Source organism: Erythrobacter sp. (assembly GCF_023653175.1).
Lineage (GTDB): Bacteria > Pseudomonadota > Alphaproteobacteria > Sphingomonadales > Sphingomonadaceae > Erythrobacter.
This window is the reverse complement of record NZ_JAMNXL010000024.1, coordinates 1-20,870: the sequence shown is the minus strand read 5'-3', so window position 1 is coordinate 20,870 and position 20,870 is coordinate 1. Positions and strand designations below refer to the sequence as shown.

16 protein-coding genes are annotated in these 20,870 nt (G+C 65.7%); 6 read left to right on the top strand and 10 right to left on the bottom strand.

Translation table 11 applies throughout. The annotated features are described in order from the left end of the window. The first annotated feature begins 53 nt into the window (after positions 1–53). The gene (locus tag NBV68_RS04900; protein ID WP_296307684.1) at positions 54–953 is read left to right on the top strand and encodes a hypothetical protein; all 900 of its coding nucleotides are present in this window, start codon (positions 54–56) and stop codon (positions 951–953) included. 78 nt (positions 954–1,031) lie between these two features. Here NBV68_RS04900 and NBV68_RS04895 read toward each other — a convergent pair whose 3' ends face one another. After that, entirely contained in the window at positions 1,032–1,901 is an 870-nt protein-coding gene (locus NBV68_RS04895; RefSeq protein WP_296307683.1) for an HNH endonuclease, read from the bottom strand. A 147-nt stretch (positions 1,902–2,048) separates the two neighbouring features. On the opposite strand from NBV68_RS04895, the gene NBV68_RS04890 reads away from it, so the two are divergent. Continuing rightward, positions 2,049–2,711 carry a hypothetical protein gene (locus tag NBV68_RS04890; protein WP_296307682.1) on the top strand — a complete coding sequence of 221 codons (663 nt, stop codon included), beginning with the start codon at positions 2,049–2,051 and terminating at the stop codon, positions 2,709–2,711. A 210-nt stretch (positions 2,712–2,921) separates the two neighbouring features. On the opposite strand, the gene lepA is transcribed toward NBV68_RS04890, so the two are convergent. From lepA to NBV68_RS04875, 3 genes are all read right to left on the bottom strand, one after another. Continuing rightward, positions 2,922–4,739 carry a translation elongation factor 4 gene (gene lepA / locus NBV68_RS04885; RefSeq protein WP_296307680.1) on the bottom strand — a complete coding sequence of 606 codons (1,818 nt, stop codon included), beginning with the start codon at positions 4,737–4,739 and terminating at the stop codon, positions 2,922–2,924. Positions 4,740–4,805: 66 nt separating this feature from the next. Continuing rightward, positions 4,806–6,974 carry an EAL domain-containing protein gene (locus NBV68_RS04880; protein ID WP_296307678.1) on the bottom strand — a complete coding sequence of 723 codons (2,169 nt, stop codon included), beginning with the start codon at positions 6,972–6,974 and terminating at the stop codon, positions 4,806–4,808. A gap of 144 nt (positions 6,975–7,118) precedes the next feature. Next, a complete protein-coding gene (locus NBV68_RS04875; protein WP_296307676.1) occupies positions 7,119–9,845 on the bottom strand; it encodes an EAL domain-containing protein in 2,727 nt (908 codons plus the stop codon). A 201-nt stretch (positions 9,846–10,046) separates the two neighbouring features. Here NBV68_RS04875 and NBV68_RS04870 point away from each other — a divergent pair, with 201 nt between their 5' ends. The 4 genes from NBV68_RS04870 to NBV68_RS04855 all read left to right on the top strand — a co-directional run bounded on the left by NBV68_RS04870 (position 10,047) and on the right by NBV68_RS04855 (position 14,972). After that, a complete protein-coding gene (locus NBV68_RS04870; protein WP_296307675.1) occupies positions 10,047–11,744 on the top strand; it encodes an alpha/beta fold hydrolase in 1,698 nt (565 codons plus the stop codon). 132 nt (positions 11,745–11,876) lie between these two features. Next, positions 11,877–12,752, top strand: a complete 876-nt coding sequence (locus tag NBV68_RS04865) for an alpha/beta fold hydrolase (RefSeq protein ID WP_366067577.1) — start codon at positions 11,877–11,879, stop codon at positions 12,750–12,752. Position 12,753: 1 nt separating this feature from the next. Continuing rightward, entirely contained in the window at positions 12,754–13,143 is a 390-nt protein-coding gene (locus NBV68_RS04860) for a hypothetical protein (RefSeq protein ID WP_296307674.1), read from the top strand. Between the two features lie 62 nt (positions 13,144–13,205). After that, positions 13,206–14,972 (top strand): D-aminoacylase, encoded by a 1,767-nt coding sequence (locus NBV68_RS04855; RefSeq protein WP_296307673.1) that lies wholly within the window; start codon positions 13,206–13,208, stop codon positions 14,970–14,972. 25 nt (positions 14,973–14,997) lie between these two features. Here the strand turns inward: NBV68_RS04855 and NBV68_RS04850 are convergent, their stop codons facing one another. From NBV68_RS04850 to NBV68_RS04825, 6 genes are all read right to left on the bottom strand, one after another. Further along, positions 14,998–16,080, bottom strand: a complete 1,083-nt coding sequence (locus NBV68_RS04850; RefSeq protein WP_296307672.1) for a DUF2855 family protein — start codon at positions 16,078–16,080, stop codon at positions 14,998–15,000. Positions 16,081–16,106: 26 nt separating this feature from the next. Next, entirely contained in the window at positions 16,107–16,817 is a 711-nt protein-coding gene (locus tag NBV68_RS04845) for a hypothetical protein (protein ID WP_296307671.1), read from the bottom strand. A 35-nt stretch (positions 16,818–16,852) separates the two neighbouring features. Then, positions 16,853–17,980, bottom strand: a complete 1,128-nt coding sequence (gene dnaN / locus NBV68_RS04840; protein WP_296307669.1) for a DNA polymerase III subunit beta — start codon at positions 17,978–17,980, stop codon at positions 16,853–16,855. Between the two features lie 154 nt (positions 17,981–18,134). Beyond that, positions 18,135–18,713 carry a hypothetical protein gene (locus NBV68_RS04835; protein WP_296307667.1) on the bottom strand — a complete coding sequence of 193 codons (579 nt, stop codon included), beginning with the start codon at positions 18,711–18,713 and terminating at the stop codon, positions 18,135–18,137. Then, entirely contained in the window at positions 18,710–19,468 is a 759-nt protein-coding gene (gene fabG, locus NBV68_RS04830) for a 3-oxoacyl-[acyl-carrier-protein] reductase (protein ID WP_296307666.1), read from the bottom strand. The genes NBV68_RS04835 and fabG overlap by 4 nt, the downstream gene beginning before the upstream one ends. Before the next feature lie 77 nt (positions 19,469–19,545). Continuing rightward, the coding region (locus tag NBV68_RS04825) for a beta-propeller domain-containing protein (RefSeq protein WP_296307664.1) at positions 19,546–20,870 on the bottom strand (1,325 nt) is incomplete at its 5' end.

Below are 20,870 nucleotides of genomic sequence, written 5' to 3'. Positions count from 1 at the left end.
TCCCCGGTCGCTGCACATTTTCCTACTCGCCGAAAATATGTTTCCCTCCCCCCATGACTCGCCGCAAAGACCCCCGCACCGCCCGCTTTCCCGTCCCCGCGGGCGAGCTGCCCGCCTTCACCCCCGTCCCCCGCCAGTACCAGCGCCACGACGGCTGGACGCCCGAACGCCAGCGCGGCTTCATCGAGGCGCTCGCCGACACCGGCTCGGTCGGGGCCGCCGCCCGCGCGGTCGACATGAGCTCCGAGGGCGCCTACCAGCTGCGCCGCCAGCCCGGTGCCGAAGGCTTCCGCGCCGCCTGGGAGGCCGCCCTCGCGCTCGGCATCCAGCGGATCGAGGACGTCGCCATGGACCGCGCCCTCAACGGCACCGAGGAGCCGGTCTATTCCTACGGCAAGCTCCTCGGCACCCGCACCAAGCACAATGACCGGCTGCTGATGTTCATGCTGAGAAACCGCGCGCCCGAGCGCTTTGCCGCAGGCGGCGGGCCGAAGGGATTGAACGCGGTGAGCCAGATGCAGCTCGACAAGCTCAAGAAGCAATGGATCGCCGAGCACGAGGCCAGCAAGCGCAACGTCTCCGCCGCCGAGGTGCGCGCCAGCATCGACCGCAAGATCATGGACATCCGCCGCCGCATCGAACGCGAACGCCCCGAGCGCCGCGCCGTCCTCTCGGAAGACACCCTCGCCGCCTTCGCCCCCTTCGCAGCCCTGCGCGACCGCGACCTCGACGCATTCAACGCCGACGAGCGCACCCGCAAGCTGGTCGGCGGCACCCTCGGCACCCCGACCACCTTCTACGACCCGCCCGAGGCGCCCGCCCTCCCCGCACCGGAGCGCGAGGCGGAGGAGCCACCCCAGCACCCGCCCGAGGGCTGGTCCTATGGCAAGCCCAAGCCTGCGCCGCCGCCGAAGACGACGTGGAGCCTCAAAGACGGAAACTTCGACCCCTGAGGGGCGAGGCGCAAAAATCCTCCCCTGCAAGGGGAGGGGGACCACCGAAGGTGGTGGAGGGGCGGGCGAGGCTGATCGCTAAGCGGTGAAGGCGTGGAAGTCGCGATGCCAGCGCAAAAACTGCGGATGCGGACGATCCGCTTCGCGCTGCGGCGCAATCAGTCGGCCCGTTGGATTGATGATCGCCTCAACGCCCGCTCGGTCGTTCACCTTGCGGTGGATCATAATTTCGTGATCGTCAGAAACACAAATTAACCCTCGGTCGAACATCCAATGCGCGGTGCCCGATAGCGCCAATCCGTTTCGCGTCGAATCTGGCCCGCCATGTTCGACCGGACGTATATGCGCCGCCTCAGCCTCAAGCCGCCCTCCACCATTGACGAGCCTCCATCCTGTAACCGCGCAGCGCCCGTCATAGGCGTGGAGCACCGCACGACGAAACGCCCGGTCACGGAAGGGGCGGTTGACGAGTGACTGCACCAAGGGGCGCTCGATTTCGTAGGGCGTTCTCTCGTCCCCGACACGATCAAGCGGCTCGGCATCGCCGACGCGCGGGAGTGTGTCGTCCACGGGCAGGCCGAGCGCAATGATGCGTGCAAAGTCCGAATTCGAGAGTGGGCGCACCGCAGCTTGAGCATTGGCGAGGTCGCGTTCGACGGGCAGTCCATCGACGATGTGCGGGACTGTTGGCTCGAACGGCAAATAGCTGCCCGGTTCGATAAGTGCACGATAGCGGTCGGAGATGTCAGGGTCAGGAATGATCCGCTCGACCTTCGCCACCGCAAAGAAGCCCTTCGACTGGGGCAGTTTCACCGGTTCCCGATAGACAATCCAATCCCCGACCATCTTCTGGGCGCGGCTGAGATATGGCTTCGGGAATTGGTAATGCACTTCTGGGATGTCGTCGTAGATCGACCCATCTTTGTGCATGAAAACGCCGAAGCTCATCGAAATCCCCCGTAATTCGAGTGACTTTGTAGCCACTCGGGACGACTGTGGCTATCCTTCAATCTGCTTTCGCCATTGGCTGGCCGTTCGTGACCTTAAGGGGTCTAGGCGAACCAATCTGGAGATCCGCTAAACAGGGATTGTGCAATGACTAAAGGAGTTTCAGATTCTCTAGATTTGTCCTTAAATGAACAGAGCGGTGTTTGGAACTTTGCCCACCGCTATACCTCTCTCATTACATTCTGGAACCATGCCGAAATGTGTGGTCGACAGATTGCGCAACTCCTTCTCGGCGAAAGCACGATGAGCGTGGCGCTTACTAGCGAGCTCGGCAATCGCACCCTCATGGACGCTATCGAAGTAGCTAGCCACGAATTGGACGTTCTTGGCGAACACCTGCTCCATTTCTCCAAGGGATTTAGAGTCATCCTTGGCTACCGCAACTTTTACGTTCACAGCCTCGTAGCAACTGAACATAACGGGCTAGTGCCCGGCGATTGGCAGGGCGTCCTCTTCAGCCTTGACGGTAAGGGCCGCGCCCGCTTCTTCAATCGGAAGCTCACGTCTCAAGAACTTGAGGTGGTCATTAGCGAAATTCATAAGCTCATCGCATATGGTGCTGCAATTCAAAAAGCTCTGGGCGCAAGCGGTGACGGAATAGATCGGCTTGTTCAAATCTACGGATCATCACTTGATATGCCAATTTGGCCGAGGTGCGTAGAAAAAACGGCACTGTATTTACAGGGGCAAGAACCCACTCCGAAGATCAAAAGAAGAGGGCGAACGAGGGGCAAAGCAGAAAAACTGTAAGCAAGTCACGGCTAGGCCGCAGCCGTGATGTCGGACGGGCCGACCTGCGGCCACCCGCCGGCCCCGAGTTACAGCCTCTTGCTTCTAGCTTGATCCCCCTCCGGCTTGCGGGAGGGGTTAGGGGTGGGAGCGAGCGGAGCGAGCACAGAGAACGCGCCTAGCGGTCACAGGCCCACCCCCGGCCCCTCCCGCAAGCGGGAGGGGAGAGGGTTACTCTTCACCCATGCGGAGAGCGGCGATGAAAGCTTCCTGAGGGATCGAGACGTTGCCATACTCCCGCATCCGCGCCTTCCCCTTCTTCTGCTTGTCGAGCAGCTTCTTCTTCCGGGAAATGTCACCGCCATAGCACTTGGCGGTCACGTCCTTGCGCAGGGCGGCGATCGTCTCGCGGGCGATCACCTTGCCGCCGATTGCGGCCTGGATCGGGATCTTGAAGAGGTGGCGGGGGATGAGGTCCTTGAGGCGCTCGCACATGCCGCGGCCGCGTTCTTCGGCGTTGGCGCGGTGGACGATCAGGCTCAGGGCGTCGACCGCCTCGTTGTTGACGAGAATATTCATTTTCACGAGATCGCCCTCGCGGGTGCCGATCTGTTCGTAGTCGAAGGAGGCGTAGCCGCGCGAGATCGACTTCAGGCGGTCGTAGAAGTCGAACACCACTTCGTTGAGCGGCAGTTCGTAGGTCACCTGCGCGCGGCCGCCGACATAGGTGAGTTCGGTCTGGATGCCGCGGCGGTCCTGGCACAGCTTGAGGATCGCGCCGAGATATTCGTCGGGGGTGTAGATCACCGCCTTGATCCACGGCTCCTCGATGGTCTCGATGCGGTTCTCGTCGGGCCAGTCGGCGGGGTTGTGGATGTCGATGACCTTCGCATCCTCGTAGCGCGAATGGCCGAGGTGGATGCGGTAGACCACGGATGGCGCGGTGGTGATGAGGTCGAGGTCGTATTCGCGGCTGAGGCGTTCCTGGATGATTTCCAGATGCAGCAGGCCGAGGAAGCCGCAGCGGAAGCCGAAGCCGAGCGCCGCGGAGGATTCCATCTCGAATGAGAAGGAGGCGTCGTTGAGGCGCAGCTTGCCGATGCTCTCGCGCAGCTTCTCGAAATCGGCGGCGTCGACCGGGAAGAGGCCGCAGAAAACCACCGGCTGGACTTCCTTGTAGCCCGGCAGCGCCTCGGTCGCGCCGCCCTTCACCGTGGTGATGGTGTCGCCGACGCGGGCCTGTTCGACTTCCTTGATCTGCGCGGTGATGAAGCCGATCTCGCCCGGGCCGAGTTCGGCCAGGTCGGTGCGCTTGGGGGTGAAGCAGCCGACGCGGTCGACGAGGTGCTGGGTGCCGCCCTGCATGAAGCGGATGTTCAGCCCCTTGGTGAGCTTGCCGTCGATCACCCGCACGAGGATGACGACGCCGAGATAGGGGTCGTACCAGGAATCGACGAGGCTGGCGGTGAGCGGCGCCTCGATCTTGCCCTTGGGCGGCGGGATGCGGGCGACGACGGCCTCGAGCACGTCCTCGATCCCGATGCCGGACTTGGCGGAGGTGAGGACGGCCTGCGATGCGTCCAATCCGATGATCTCCTCGATCTCGGCCTTGACCTTCTCGGGTTCGGCGGCGGGCAGGTCGATCTTGTTGATGACGGGGACGATCTCGTGATCGTGCTCGATGGACTGGTAGACGTTGGCGAGGGTCTGGGCTTCGACGCCCTGGGCTGCGTCCACGACAAGCAGAGCGCCCTCGCAGGCGGCGAGGCTGCGGGAGACCTCGTAGGCGAAGTCGACGTGGCCGGGGGTGTCCATGAGGTTGAGCTGGTAGGTCTCGCCGTTTCTGGCGGTATAGGCAAGGCGCACGGTCTGGGCCTTGATGGTGATCCCGCGCTCCTTCTCGATGTCCATGTTATCAAGGACTTGCTCGGACATCTCGCGCGCAGTGAGGCCTCCGGTGAACTGGATCAGACGGTCGGCAAGGGTCGACTTGCCATGGTCGATGTGCGCGATAATGGAGAAATTGCGGATATGGGAAAGGTCAGTCATCGCCGCGCGATGTAGCGCCCGGTCACGCCGATGTCATTCGCCAAAAACGCAACTGCTCCAAGGGGGTCAGACAGGCTCGCCGCGCGAGGGAAGCGAATAGCCGAACTTGGGCACGGCCCCGCCCTGATCGATGCCGACAAACTTGCCCGGGGCGAGCGGAGCAAGCGGTGCGCCCGCCGCGGCGAGCGCATAGGGCGAGACGCGGTTGCGGGTGCACAGCCCGCCCGAGCCGTCTTCGATCAGCGACTGCTCGAATTCCAGCCCCTGCACATCGCCACTGGAACGTGTCACCGTCGCCACCGCCAGCTGCCCGCCACCCAGATCAACCACGAACTGCGTGCCCTTGGGCACATCGGCCAGCCCCTCGATAAGTGCGCCCGACTTGGAGAGGTTGCGCAGCGTCACCTCGTAGGCGTAGTCGTCGTGGATCACTTGGATCTTGCGGAATACCGTGCGCCTGCGGGCACGGCGGGTGCGTTCGGCGCCGGGTTCGATCTTCCACGTGCCTCCGGCCATTTCGGCGACCACCGTCTCGGCATCGGCCGGTTCGCTGAAGATCGGGCCCTGGAGATAGCGCACCCCGCATTCCGTGAGCGCCGCCAGCAGAGCCGGGCTCTCGATCCCGCCCGCCATCGTGTCCATCTGCAGCGCGCCCGCCAAAGCGACGATCGCGCGCACCAGTCCCATCTCGCGGGCATCGTGGCGCTCGGCCTCGGCGACCAGCTTCTGGTCGATCTTGATCGCATCGAAGGGCGCGCGGCGCAGGTAGGCGAGCGAGGAATAGCCGCTCCCGAACTCGTCCAGCGTCAGCCGCACCCCGAGCTTGAACAGCGCGGCGAGCGTGCGGTCGACCACGCTTGCATCGCCGAAGAACACCGCCTCGCTGATCTCGAGCTCGAGCCGGCCCGGCGCAAGACCCGCGGTATCGAGCGCCTCGCCGACCAGGCCCACGAAGTCGTCCGCGAGCAGCAGCGGCACCGGCACATTGACCGCCAGCCGCACGCTCTCGGGCCAGTCGGCAGCTCCGGCGCAGGCCGCGCGGACCACCCAGCGGCCGACATCGGCGGTCATTGCCGAGCCCTCGATGATCTGCGCGAACTCCTCCTCGTCGATCACGCCGCGCTGCGCATGGTTCCAGCACACATGCGCCTCGAGCGAGGCGACCGTGCCGCCGGCCGCCTCGACAATCGGCTCGAAGCGCAGGAACAGCTGCTCCTCGCTCAGCGCCAGCCCAAGGTCCTGTTCGAGGCGGCGGCGGAAGATCGTCTCGTTCTCAAGCTCGCCCGAGAAGAAGCGGTACTGCGCCCGCCCGCCGTTCTTGGCGGCATAGAGCGCAAGGTCGGCCGCGCGCACGATGTCTTCGCGGGTCACGCCGTCGTGCGGGGCAATCGCGATCCCGACCGAGGCGCCGATCACGCAGCGCCCCTCCTCGAGGCTGTAGGGCTGGCGCAGCATGGCGATCATCTTGCCAGCGAGGTCGCCCAGCACCCCGCGGTCGTCGATGTCGGGGAGCAACACTTGGAACTCGTCGCCGCCGAGCCTGCCGATCTCGCAGTCGCGGTCGATTGCGCGGCCGAGGCGGGCGGCGACCTGCTTGAGCAGCTCGTCGCCCGCAGCATGGCCGAGCGTGTCGTTGACATGCTTGAAGCGGTCGAGATCGATCATCATCACCGCGCAGTTGCGGCGCGCGGCCTTGAAGGCGGTGAGGGTCGCCTCGATCTGGTGGGCCATGCGGTGGCGGTTGCTGAGGCCGGTGAGCGAATCGTAACGTGCAAGGCGGGCGGTTTCCTCCTCGCGGGCATATTCCTCGGTGATGTCGGCCCCGGTGCCGCGGAAGCCGATGAAGCGGCCTTCCGCATCGGTCACTGGCTGACCGGCAAGGCGCAGCACCGCGCCTTCGGGGCGCCGCGCGGCGCGCACCGCCATCCCGCTGAAGGACTTGTGCGCCGCCAGCATCAGCGGCAGCGACTTGCCCCGCCCCTCGCGGTCGGCGGCGGCGAAGATGGCGGAGAGCGGCTGGCCGATCAGCGCGTCGAGCGGCAGGTCGAGCCGCGCGGCAATAGTGGCGGAGAGATAGGTGAGGTTGCCGGCCGCATCGCTCGCCCAGAACCAGCCCAGCCCCGATTGCTCGAGCTCGTCGAGCATGGCTAGGCGCTCGCCGTCGGTCAGCGCCGATGCGGGGCCAATCGGTCCGTTGCGACCGCTGCGGGATGACAGGAGACCCTTCAGGGACATCTCGCGGGCAAACCTCCAGTCCTCGGGCGCGCAGGGAAACCTGCCGCCGGAGCGTGTTCTCCAAGTCTAAAGCCCGATGGTTACTTTTGGCCTAACATGACTGCCTGAGGGACGTGGCTAAGGCGCCGTCAAGCATCCGCCCACCTACCAGCCCGCGGTCTGACCCGGCGCGCCCTTGAGGACGGCAAAGGAGCCATCGGCGCGGCGGCGCAGGGGTTGGTGGAATTCGATACCCACGCGGTTCTCGCGCGACCAGCGCACCTGGGCAGTGACCGATTTGTCGGCGGAAAATTCGATCCGGACCGCGCTCCCGGCGGGCATGTTCCACAGCCCTTCGATCATCGCCCCGCTTTCGGAGATGTTGCGCAGCGTCGCGTTGAGGCGGTTGCCGTTGTGAACCACCACCACGCGGCGCAGCAGGTTCTGGCGCGGCGCGCGGGCGGACTGCGGCCCGTCGGCCTCGGCGACGAGATCGCCCGAGACCAGCGCGGTCGCGTCCGAGGCGTTCATCGGCTTGAAATAGATATAGCCCTGGATGTGGGAGCAGCCGAGCAGGCGCACCAGTTCGAGCTCGTCGAGCGTCTCCACGCCCTCTGCCGTCGTGTCCATGTGCAGCGCTTCGGCGAGGCTGGTGATCGAGGCGATGATCGCGCCGTTGCGGCTGCCTTCCTCGGTGGCGCCCTGCACGAAACTGCGGTCGATCTTGATCTTGTCGAAGGGCGCCTTCTTCAGATAGCCGAGCGACGAATAGCCCGTGCCGAAATCGTCGAGCGCCAGACGCACACCGACGCGCTTCAAGGCCTTGAACATCGCGTCCGTGCCCGAGCTGTCGTTGAGAAACACGCTTTCGGTGATTTCCAGCTCGAGCCGCGAGGGCGCAACGCCGGCATGGGCGAGCGCGTTGGCGACGATGGTGGGCAGGTCCGGGTTGGCAAATTGCAGCGCCGAGACGTTGACCGCGCAGCGGATCGAGCGCGGCCAGCGGGCAAGGTCCGCGCAGGCCGTGCGCAGCGCCCATTGGCCGATGCGGTCGATGAGGCCTGCATCTTCGGCGATGGGGACGAACTTGGCCGGGCTGATCCACCCGCGCTTGGGGTGCTGCCAGCGCATAAGCGCTTCGAAGCCGACGATCTTCTCGTTCGCGGCATAGACCACAGGCTGGTAGTAAAGCTGCAGCTCGCCCTTTGCGATCGCCTCGCGCAGGTCCTGTTCCAGCTCGGCGCGCTCTTCGGCCGCGGCGTGGAGGTCTTCGGCGTAGAAGCGGTAGACCCCGCGCCCGGCGTCCTTGGCGGCGTAGAGAGCAAGGTCGACATTGCGGATCAGCTCGTCGCTGGTCGAGCCATGCTCGGGCGCGAGCGCGATGCCGACCGAGGCGCCGATCACCACGCTCTGGCCCTGAATCGAATAGGGCTGCGAGAGCGAGTTGATGATTTCCTGCGCCATGTGGCCGAGCGTGTGGCGGTCCTGGTGGCCGGGGACGATCACCTGGAACTCGTCGCCGCCCAGACGCCCGCAGCGGCCATGGCCGTCGATCGCGCGCTCGAGGCGCTGGGCAACCTGCTTGAGCAGCGCGTCGCCCGCCGGGTGGCCGAGCGTATCGTTGACATGCTTGAAGCGGTCGAGATCGAGCATCAGCACCGTGCAGGCGCGCTCCCGGCCGCTGGGCGCGGCGAGGATCTGCTCGAGCGCCTGGCTCATCTGCACGCGATTGGCGAGGCCGGTGAGCGAATCATAGTGGGCGAGGCGCGAGACCTGCTGCTCGGAGCGGCGCTTCTCGGTGAGGTCGGTGCCATGGCCGCGGAAGCCGCAGAAGTTCTTGTAGCTGTCGTAAACCGGACGGCCCGCAAGCGCCCACCAGCGCTCATCGCCGGTGGTCGCGGCGCGCACCTCGACATCGTGGAAGGCCGAGCGTGCGGAAAGGTGGAAGGCGAGCGTGCGCTCGGCATCGGCGGCGCCCTGCGAGGCATCGACAAGCTCCGAGAGCGGGCAGCCGACCACCTCGTCGGTGGTCTTGCCCAGCACGGTCGCGGCCTTGGGCGAGATATAGGTGATGAGCCCGCGGCGGTCGGTTTCCCAGAACCAGCCCTGCCCGGTCTCCTCGAAGCTGCGCAGGATGTCCTCGGCGCGGGCCGCGACCCGCTCGCGCGCCTCGCGGGCAAGGCGACGCCTCTGCGCGGCCTTCCATTCGAGCCGGGCAATCAGCGACAAGGTGAGCGCGGCAGCGAAGACTGCGGCAAAGGTGACGTTGTCGGGCACAAGCACGGCAAAGCCGGCCCAGCTCGCGATCTTGGCGCAGAACAGCGAGATGATTCGCATGTCGAACAGCGCGGCGGCAGCAGCGTTGATGCAGACCAGCGTCGCGATAGCCCATTGCCACGGCAGGCCCTCGCCGACCCACAGTGCCAGCGCGAGACCAGCGCAAGCCATCGGCACCACGATCGCGAGAAACACGACCGCGAACCTGAGCCCGCTCAGCGTGTCGGCGCGGCGCTCGATCGCGGCGAACAGCGAACCGCAGGCGAACAGCGTCGCCGAGGCGAGCGCGAAGGTCATGGTGTTGGTCGACGGCAGGCCCTGATACACCCCCGCTGCCAAGACATAGGCAGCGATCAGGAACATCGTCATGCCGCCAGCCTGTCGGGGCAGGAAGAAGCTCTGCTCGCTGGCCGGCTCGTCGATCGCCTGCTGCAGGCCGCCCGATCGTTCCGCGAGCAGCCGCTCTGTGCCGCGCCGCTCGCCGCGCGCGCGGCTTTCGCCCGCGGCAGCCTGTGCGTTGGCGGCCCGTGCATTGGCGACCGCGCGCAGATCGCGCCCCGCTCCGAGCGGGCGTGGATTGTCGGTTGCGAATTTGCGGATAGGATCCCCGGCCATTGCGTTCCCTTGCCTCAGGATGGCCTAGAAAATCGTTAATCGGGATCCTTAAATCCTCAATCAATCCGCTGCGGCCGCAGCGCAGAGCCCCTCGCTCATGCTTGCAACTTGGGTAGCAAGGCTGCATTCTCGCGATCAGCGACCGCGTTAACCGGAAGCCGTTCCAAGCGGCACGCGCAAGGTCGAACCAGAGGGGATTTCATGGCACGCAGCGAAGTCAAGCTCGAGAACGAGGCAGCCCAGTCCACCAATGCCCTGGGGCCGCTGATCGGGGTGGCGCGCGAGGATTTCGTCAGCGCGGTCGCCCTGCTGCTGCGCGAGACCGCGTCCGACCCTTCGCGTTTCCTGCGGCATTCCACCGCGATGGCGCAGGACATGGTAAAGATCATGACCGGCAAGAGCGAGCTCGCCCCCGATCCCAAGGACAAGCGGTTCATGGACCCGGCGTGGCAATACAACCCCTTCTTCCGCGCCGGCGCCCAATATTACCTCGCCGTGCAGAAGGGCATGAAGAACTGGCTCGAGGAGCTCGAGCTTGACGAGCTGGAGCGCAATCGCGCGAATTTCATCGCCAACATCATCCTCGATGGCCTCGCGCCGACCAACACGCTGGCAGGTAACCCCACCGCGCAGAAGCAGATCATCAATTCGGGCGGCCTCAGCCTCATCAAGGGGCTCCAGAACGCCTATAACGACATCGTCCACAACAAGGGGATGGTCAGCCAGGTCGACAAGCGCCCCTTCAAGCTGGGCAAGAACATCGCCACCTCCAAGGGCAACGTGGTCTATCGCGACGAGATCATGGAACTGCTGCAATATGCACCGACCACACAGGAGGTCTATGAGATTCCGCAACTGACGATCCCGCCGCAGATCAACAAGATGTACATCAACGACCTCTCGCCGGACAAGTCGGTGATCAAGTGGCAGGTCGACAACGGGATCCAGACCTTCGTCATCTCGTGGCGCAACCCCTCCAAGGAGCAGGGTCACTGGGGCATGGCCGATTACATCGCGGCCTGCGAGAAGGCATTGGAGGTGGTGTCTTCGATCACTGGCTCGAAGAAGGTCAATGTCTCGGCCGGGTGCTCGGGCGGGCAGACCGCCTCGGTGCTGGCATCGAAGCTCGCTGCGACCGGCAACCCGATCCTCGGCACGCTGACGCTGATGGTCTGCGTGCTCCACCCCAAGCCGACCGACATCGAAGCCGGATCGCTGGTCAGCGAGAACGGCATGCAGCTCGCCCGGCAGCGGGCGATGAAGGCGGGCATCATCAAGGCCGACGATCTGGCGCGCGGCTTTGCGTGGCTGCGCCCGAACGACCTGATCTGGAACTATGTCATCAACAACTACCTGTTGGGGCAGGACCCGCCGGCCTTCGACGTCCTGTTCTGGAATGCCGACGCCACCAACCTCTCCTCCAGCCTGATGGGCGATTTCCTCACCCTGTTCGAAACCCTCGCCTTCACCAAGCAGGGCGAGGTCGAGATGGCCGGGCACAAGGTCGACCTTTCCAAGGTGACCGCCGACCTGTTCATCCTCGGCGGGGTGACCGATCACATCACTCCGTGGAAGGCGACCTATCGTTCGACCCAGCTGTTCGGCTCGAAGGACGTGACCTACGTGCTCTCGCAAAGCGGCCACATGCAGGCGATCCTCAACCCACCGGGCAACCCCAAGGCAAAGTATTTCGTCCAGGCCAAGAAGGGCAAGCTTCCCGCGACCGCCGACGAATGGCTGCAGGGCACGCAGGAGGTCGCGGGCAGCTGGTGGCCGCTGTGGATGGAATGGGTGCAGAAGCGCTCGGGCAAGATGAAAGCGGCACCTGCGAGCCTCGGCAATGACACCCACCCTGCGATGGAAGCCGCACCGGGACTCTACGTCGTCGAAGAAGTCTGATACACGGAACGCGCGCCAGGGGCGTTCCGGAAGCGGAACGAAAGGCGCTTTGCTTGTGGGCGCGCGCGCTATGGGATCGGTGTGCGCGCCCAACCCGCCTCCCTTGTGGGGGCGCAGAAAGGACGTGACTACGTGACCAATCCCATGGACGACGCGGTCGTCTCGATGGAGCAAGCGGGCGGCCGGACGCTACGGACTGCGGCCTGGCGGCTCGATATGCCCAGCGACCATCTGCCGGTTCTGTTCTTCAACGGCATCGGCGCAAACATCGAGGCAGTGGCCCCGCTTGCAGCAGCCATGCCCGAGCGCGGCTTCATCATGTTCGACATGCCGGGGACGGGCGAATCGCCTGATCCGCTGGTGCCCTACAACCCCTTCACCATGAGCTGGACGGCCGCGCAGCTGCTCGACCGGTTCGGCTTGGACGAGGTCGACGTGATGGGCGTCTCGTGGGGCGGCGCGATGGCGCAGCACTTCGCGCTCCAGCACCCGGGGCGCACCCGGCGGCTGACGCTGATCGCGACCACGCCGGGGATGCTGATGGTGCCGGGCAATCCGGCCGCCTTCACCAAGATGGCCGATCCGCGCCGCTACATCGATCCCGAGTTCATGAACGAGCACTTCGCCACGCTCTATGGCGGGGTCGACAAGGACGGGGCGAGACACCAGAAGGACAGCCATATCGGCCGCCTCAAGCCCCCTTCCCCGCGCGGCTACATGTACCAGCTGATGTGCATGCTGGGCTGGACGAGCCTGCCGGCGCTGCCTTTCATGAAGAAGGAAACGCTGATCATGATGGGCGAGGACGACCAGATCGTCCCGGTCATCAACGGCCGGATCCTGAAGGCGATGATTCCCAACTCGCGGCTGGTAACCTTTGAAGGCGGCGGGCACCTGTTCCTGCTGACCCACACCGACGAAAGTCTTGTCGCCATCCGCGAGTTCCTCGACGCGCCGGACACGGCAAAGGAAGCGGCCAAGAGCGCAGGGCGATTGGCGGCGGCCTGACGTGATGCGCCGCCGCTATCTCGCCTGCGCGCTGGCATCCATGCTGGCGGCAAGCGCGAGCCACGGCGGCGCTCACGAGCAGGAACCCTGCCCTTTTACCGAAGACGACGTGATCGGCGCATGGATATTGCCGGCTCCCGGTAGCGATGTGGTCGAGAACGACGCGCGTGAATTCGCCATAGAACGCGATGGCGATGACCGGTATTTCAGAGAGTATCTCCATCACAGGCTGATGAGCGACGGGATTTGGCGGTTCGACGGGGCAGACTGCATTCTGACGCTCGACTACGGAGATTATGTCGACACTTTCCGTGTCGAAGCCGCAGGCGATGCGCAACTCGTCGACGAAGGCGGTAACATCTACCGCCGCTTCGCCGAGAGCGCGCCCTAGTCGGCCGCGCTGGACAGCCCGCCCGGATTGCGACATCCTTTGCCGCAAAACGGGAGAGAGACATGGCGCAATACGACCTCATCATCCGCGGCGGCACGATCGTCGACGGCACCGGCAGCCCCGCGTTCACCGGCGATGTCGCGGTCAAGGACGGGCTGATCGCCGCGGTCGGCCGGGTCACGGGCAGCGCGCGCGAGGAGATCGACGCCGCCGGCAAGATCGTCGCCCCCGGCTTTGTCGACATTCACACCCATTATGACGGGCAGGCCACCTGGGATCAGGAGATGGCCCCCTCGAGCTGGCACGGCGTGACCACGGTGGTGATGGGCAATTGCGGCGTCGGCTTCGCGCCGGCCCGCCCCGACCGCCACGAATGGCTGATCAGTCTGATGGAGGGGGTCGAGGACATCCCCGGCACCGCGCTCGCCGAGGGGATCACCTGGGACTGGGAGACCTTCCCCGAATATCTCGACGCGCTCGAAAAACTCCCCCGCACCGTCGATATCGGCACCCACGTCCCCCACGGCGCGGTGCGTGCCTATGTGCTGGGCGACCGCGAGCAACCGGGCGCGGTGCCTACGCCCGACGACATTGCCGAAATGAGCCAGATCGTCGAGGAAGGCGTGCGGGCGGGTGCGCTGGGCTTCTCGACCTCGCGCACCGTGCTCCACAAGTCGGTGGACGGCGAGCTTGTCCCCGGCACCACCGCCACGCCGGAGGAACTGATCGCGATCGGCCGCGCGATGGGCCGCGCCATGGCAGCGGGCGGCCATGCGGTGTTCGAGATCGCCAGCGACCTCAAGCGCGAATGGGACGAGTTCGGCTGGATGGGGCAACTGAGCCGCGAGGCAGGCATTCCCGTCACCTTCGCCGCGCTGCAATCCATCGCCAAGGAACTCCCGCTCGACGAGCAGATCGCCGAAATGCGCGCCCAGAACGACAATGGTGCGAACATCGTCGCCCAGATAGCACTTCGTGGCAATGGCATTGTCATGGCGTGGCAGGGTAGTGTGCACCCCTTTCGCTTCCGCCCGAGCTGGATGTCCATCGCAGACCTTGCGTGGGAGGAGCAGAAGGCCAAGCTGCTCGACCCCGCGTTCCGGGCGGCCATGCTCGCCGAGCCCAACGACTACACCGATGCCCCAAAGGACATCGGCGGGGTGGTAATGGCGATCAGCATGGGCTGGACGCTGCAATTCGAAATGGACCCCGATTTCGACTACGAGCCCGCCGCCGACGCCAGCATCAACGCCCGCGCCGCGGCCGCCGGGGTGAGCCCGCAGGAATATGCCTATGACCTGCTGTGTGAGGGCGATGGCACGGGGTTCATCTACCTGCCGATCCTCAACTATGCCGACGGCAACCTCGATTTCCTCCACCCCCTCCAGCATGCCGAGGACACGGTGAACTCGCTGTCGGACGGCGGCGCACATTGCGGGACGATCTGCGACGCGGCCTCGCCGACTTTCATGCTTGAGCACTGGGTTAAGAGCCGCAAGCGCGGGGCGCGGATCAGCCTGGAGCAGGCGATCAAGCGCCAGTGCCGCGATACCGCGCGACTCTACGGATTGGAGGATCGCGGGGTGATCGCGCCGGGCTATCTCGCCGACCTCAACGTGATCGACATGGACGAGCTGAAGCTCGGCAAGCCGTGGCTGGCCTTCGATCTGCCCGCGGGTGGCAAGCGGTTGTTGCAGAAGGCCGACGGCTATGTCGCCACGATCAAGAGTGGCACTGTGACCTTCCGCGATGGCGTCTGGACAGGCGAAACCCCGGGCGGGCTGATCCGCGGCCCCCAGCGGGTGGAGCTGGCCGAAGCGGCGGAGTAATCCGCCGCCCGTGCCCCGATCCGGCCTAAGGCTCGATCACGATCCCCTTGGCCGGTTCGATCTGCCCGCCAACCATCGTGGTGAAGACGTCGCGCGCGGCTTCGAGGCCGGCGTGGCGTTCGATTGCGATGGTGCCCTCGGCCGCCTTCAGGAACTCGCGCCATGCCGCAGCGACCAGCTTGCCGCCCTCCTCAGGCCCATGCGCCTTGAAGAAGGCGACCGCGTGGTCGGGGGCGAAGAACAGCTGCGGCTTGGGGCCGGGGAGCGGCTCCCCGCCGCCGAAGGTCGAGCGGGCCTCGATATGGGTCATGCCCACCAGCGCCGAATGGGCCAGCGCATCCTCGAAATGGCGGTGGATCTGCGCCAGCACGTCGGCGTTCCCGGCGAAGTCGACGCTGACACTTCGCACCACGGAGAGGCGATCAAGCTCGTCATATGCGCGCACTTCGTCATACAGCCCGCTCGCCTCGACAAAGGCGATATTGCCCTTTGAGGTCAACCCGATGCGCTTGATGCCCGGCGAATGCTGCCGCGCGACGCTCGCCAGCCCCATCGCAGTCTTGGAGGAGGCGCTGGTGACGACCAGCTGCTCCGCCCCGAACCAATCCTGCCCGCGCAGGAAGTACTCGATCAAAAAGCCGGTGCGGAACAGCGGGCCGAAGATCATCCGCTCCGCCTCGCGGGCCGGATCATGCTCGGGGTCGGCGCTAAGGCGCGTGTAGCTGTTGTAGACCGGGCTCATCGGCAGGCGGTGCGCGGCCATGTCCATGAAGCCGCCTGCACTCACCCGCCCGGGGAGCACATCCAAGTGGCTCGCCATCGGCAGATAGCCATAGACCCGTTCGCCCACTGCAATTTCGGGATGGCGGCTCTCGGTCACCCGCGCATGGCCCCACATCGGCACGATACCCATGCCTTCCGGAGCGGGGAAGAAGTCCCAATATTTGAACCCGTCGCCCACCACCGCATAGGTGACGTTGTTGGCAGTGACCGAGAAGCTCTCGATCTGGAGCCGCACCTCGCCATCGCCCAGCGGATCGAGCGGAATATCGGCCAGCGCGGTGTCGGTGAGCGCCCCCTTGCGGACGTGAACCTGAGTGATTGTCATGCAGCCTCTCCCTCTCTCGCGCCCGCCTATGGCTTGGGCTTCGCCGAACCCTTGTAATATCCCCCGCACACGCGGTTGGTGCCGAACAGGTCGCTGCCCGTCCCGAACCGGCCGGTGCCGAATTGGACCGCCGTCACCGGCGAAGTGGTGCGCGGCATGCGGGCTGTCGCGAAGGCCTGCACCTTCTCGATCTCCCCTGCCGCGATCGGCTTGAACTGGGGGGGCGCGACATCGAAAAAGTGCACCAGCGCGCCGCCGACCGAGAAGAAGCGCATGGTTCGGCCGACCTCGGTCTCGAGCGCGCGCAGGCTGCCGATACTGTCGAACTCGCCGAGATAGAGCGCCTCGCCTGCCTTGACGGTGAACACCCGGCTCGCCTCGTTGTAGCACAGCGCCCAGCGGTCCTGCCGGGTGAACTCCTGGACGATATAGGTCCCGGGCTTGATGTCGGAGACAAGGTAGCCGTCGTAGAACAACTTGGGCTTGGCGAGCAGCCGGTAGCTGCCGCCGAAGAACCCACTGGCGAGCGCTTCCTGCTGCGGGTCATAGGCAGCAAAGGTCAGGTGAAAGCCGCTCGCCATGGTGGGCGGCGGCGGGATCGACTCCGTCTTGATGATGATGACGGCGCGCTTGCTGTCGGGCGTGATCGCGATGCTCTCGGCCTTCTGGCCGGCGATGGCGACGCTCGGCGCGGCGAAGGCGAGCGCGCATAGGGCAAGAGCGAGCAAGCGCGACACGTCGTTATCCCTTCCGCCCGGCCTTCTGCCGGCGCTTACACCCGCATCGGCATCAGCACATAGAGCGCGCGGGCCTGCTCGTTCTCGCGGATCAGCGTCGGCGCGCCGGCGTCGGCCAAGTGGAGCTCCACCATGTCGCTGTCGATCTGGCCGAGGATATCCTTGAGATAGTTCGCGTTGAACCCGATCTCGAGCCCTTCGGCCTTGTAGTCGGCCGCCAGCTCTTCAGCCGCCGTCCCGTTGTCGGGCGAGGTGACCGAGAGCGTCACGCGGTCATGGTCCAGCCCGATCTTGACCGCGCGGGTCTTCTCGGTGGCGATGGTCGCAACGCGGTCGACACCCGAATAGAACAGCTTGGGATCGACCTTGAGCAGCTTGCCGTTGGCGGTCGGGATGACGCGGCTGTAATCGGGGAAGGTGCCGTCGATCAGCTTGGATGTCAGCACCACCCCGCCCTCGCCGCCGAGCGTGAAGCGGACCTTGCTCGCCGACAGGTCGATCAGGACATTGCCGTCGAGCGCCTCCTCGAGGAGCTTGCGCAGCTCGCCCACGGCCTTCCTCGGCACGATCACGTCGGGCATCCCGGCGGCACCCTCGGGGCGCGGCAGGGTGAAGCGGGCGAGGCGGTGGCCATCGGTCGCGGCGGCCTTCAGGAGCGGCTCGTCCTCGTCGGTGACGTGCAGGAAGATACCGTTGAGATAGTAGCGCGTCTCTTCGGTCGAGATCGCGAAGCGGGTGCGGTCGATCAGCTCGGCGAGCATCCGCGCCGGCAGCTCGAAACTGGTCGGCAGGTCGCCCTCGACGATCACCGGGAAATCGTCACGCGGCAGGGTCGGCAGCTTGAAGTTCGAGCGGCCCGCCTTGACCTCCAGGCGGTTGTCGCTGGTGGTGAGGCCGACCTGGCTCCCCTCGGGCAGCTTCCTCGCGATGTCGAACAGCAGGTGCGCCGACACGGTGATCGCGCCGGGCTGGTCCACTGATGACGCGCTCATGGTCTCCACTACCTGCAGATCGAGGTCGGTCGCCATCACCCGCACGCTGCCGCCGTCGCTCGCGTCGATCAGCACGTTGGAAAGAATGGGGATGGTGTTGCGGCGCTCCACCACGGATTGAACATGGGAAAGGCACCGCAGCAGCGTCGCGCGTTCGATCGTGGCCTTCATCGCTTGTCCCTATCGGTCTACGTGTCTTGCGCGGGGGCCGAAGGAATCGCCCCCAAGCGCCGGAAAGTTCCCGAAACCTTAGCGCAGGCTTCGCTGCGGGCAAGTTGGCTGCATTGCGAGGGGCGACTCCGTTGGGGATAAGGGCCCAGCGGGATCACGGCCTGAGCTGCGCCCCGATTCGCTCGGCGCTGAGCGCGCCGGCGGCATAGGCGTAAACCAGTTCAGCGGTCGTGCGCGACCGGGTGTCCGGCCCTGTCGCGTCGATCCCGAGACCGGCGGGCCGATCCTGCTTCATCCGCGCAAGAATCTTCTTGGCAACCTGCCTGAATTCGGCCCCTGTCTCGCCCTGCTTGCCCGCCAGGGCGCCATCGAGCCAGTCCGCTGAGATCCCCTGCATCGCCAGACGGCGGCCCGCTTCGATGCGGGTTGCCCTGGCGATAAGATAGCCCCCGATGGTCCGCGGATTGCCATCGGGAAGCCCGTGGGCTTGGATACATTGTTCGAGGATCGCCACCATGACCGGCTCGATCGCGTCCCTTGTCGCGACGGACCCGTCACCGCCGAGCCCGGCTCTGGCGAGCGCCAGACCAATCGCCACCGGGCCGAGCTCGACATCGGCACGCGCCTGCATGCAGAGCGCCGCCGCACCGTTCAAAACAGGCTTCTCGCCCAGCGCCGGAACGGCGGTGACGGCAAGAAGCGCCGGAACAAGCAGCCGGATCCCAACCCTCACAGCATCGCCATCCCGCCGTTCACATGCAGCGTCTCACCGGTCACGTAAGCGGCCTCGCGGCTGGCGAGGAAGGCGACCGCCGCGCCGATCTCGGCGCCTTCACCCATGCGGCCCATCGGGATGCGGCCATTGATCGCGGCCTGCTGCTTCTCGTCCAATGCAGAGGTCATCGCGGTGCGGATGAAACCGGGCGCGACACAGTTGGCCGTGATCCCGCGGCTGGCCACTTCCTGCGCGAAGGCCTTGGTCATGCCGGTGAGGCCCGCCTTGGCGGCGCAGTAGTTCATCTGCCCCGGATTGCCGGTCGCGCCGACCACGCTGGTGATGTTGATGATCCGCCCGAAGCGCGCCTTCATCATCGGCTTGGCCGCAGCCCGCATCAGGCGGAAGGCGGCTTCGAGGTTGATGCGGATCACCTGATCCCACTCATCATCCTTCATCCGCATCCCCAGATTGTCGCGGGTGATGCCGGCATTGTTGACGAGGATGTCGACGCTCCCGAGCGTGTCGAGCATTGCCGGAATCAGCTCCTCGACCTGCGTCTGGTTGCCGAGATCGCAGGTGATCTCGACATGGCCGTCATGCTCGTGGGCATAGGTTTCATTGAGTTCGTCGCGGAAGGCGCGCAGCTTGGCCGCGTTCGAGCCCGAGAGCGCCAGACGCGCGCCTTGCGAGGCCAGCGCGTGAGCGATTGCCGAGCCGATCCCGCCGCTTGCACCGGTGACCAGCGCGTTCATGCCGTTCAGTGAAAACATCGTCAGTTCCTTGCCCCGCAATTCAAGCCGCCCCTCTGCGCTGCCCGCGCGCGAGGGTCAACGCCGGATCATCCGGTTCACGGGGCAAAACTCGCCCGCCGCCGCTCGGAAATCGCACTGCCGGTAAGCTGGCCTTCGACCAGCTCGTAACCCATCAGCGCGAAGATCCGGCCGCCGGTGAAGATAGGCCGGGCATTGCCGTACCAGTCGACGCAGGACGCCTTGCAATTGTCCGAGCGCGAAATGCCCGGTGCGGCGGCGAGTTCGCCGAGCGGGGCGAGCTTGCGCATATCGCGCCGCAGGAAGGCAATCGCCGAGCCCGAGCCTAGGAACTCCCCGCCATCGCGCCGCTGCCCGCGGGTGATCGGCAGGCCGAGCACGCCCGAGGTGCCGTCAGCGCTGCCGGGATCGGGGCGGAAGAAGAAGGCCTGGCTGCGGGTCTCGCCCTCGCCTGCGGCGGCGAGGATGTGGAAGTGCTCAAGCCGCGGCGTGCTCCCCAGGGATAGGGCCGAAAAGCCGAGCCTGTCGCCCCGCGCCGGACCGATCGCGATCGCGTCGTAGCCCATGCGGTCGAAGCGGGTGATGCCGTGGGGGATCGCGATCTCCTGCACCGCGCCGCCGGCAAGCGGCACGGCATAGACCTTCCCCGTCTCCTCTTCCTCGCCATAATCACCCGCGGCATAGAGCACATAGTCGCCCACGAAGCGGTTCTGGAAGCGCCAACCCTTGGGCTCGGGCAGCCTGCGGTAATCGGCCTGCGCGAGACTCCCCTTGCCATTGCCGAAGCGCGCAAGCGGCACGCTGGCAAGCGCGACGCTGCCGCCGCTGACCTCGCCCTCCCACATGCCGTCGCCCGAACCGTCCCCGCGCAGCAAGACGCGCAGCACGCCTGCCCGGGCGTCCTCGGCGAAGGAGAACTGGTCGATGGGCGATCCGCTGACCTGCACCGCGCCTGACCTGCCGCCCGCTAGCGGAATGCGATAGAGCTGCCCCGGAACGCCGCGCCCGTCTTCGCTGGAAGGGTCCCCGGCCTCCCCGGTCCAGACATAGACCGCCTCTGCCGAAACGTAGAATGAGTGGCTCCACGTGCCCGCGATCGCGCTGGCGCGGCAATCGAAGGTGTCGGCAAGCTTGCAGCGGGTGACGGTGTGAAGCGTGTCGAGCGGGTAGCGGCCCGACCGATAGGGCTCGGCAACGTGAAAGTCCTGCGGCTTCACCAGCGGCACCGGCTTGGCATAGGGGCTGCGCTTGCGGATCGCAGGCAGGCTGTCCTCGAGCTTGGCCCAGTTGGCGTAGACCGGCGTGTACAAGACCAGCTCGTCCCCGATCAGCCGCGAGGCATAGTTGGAGGACGAATAGTAATCGCCCGAGCGCATGTAATGCGTGTCGCGGTAGGCAAGCT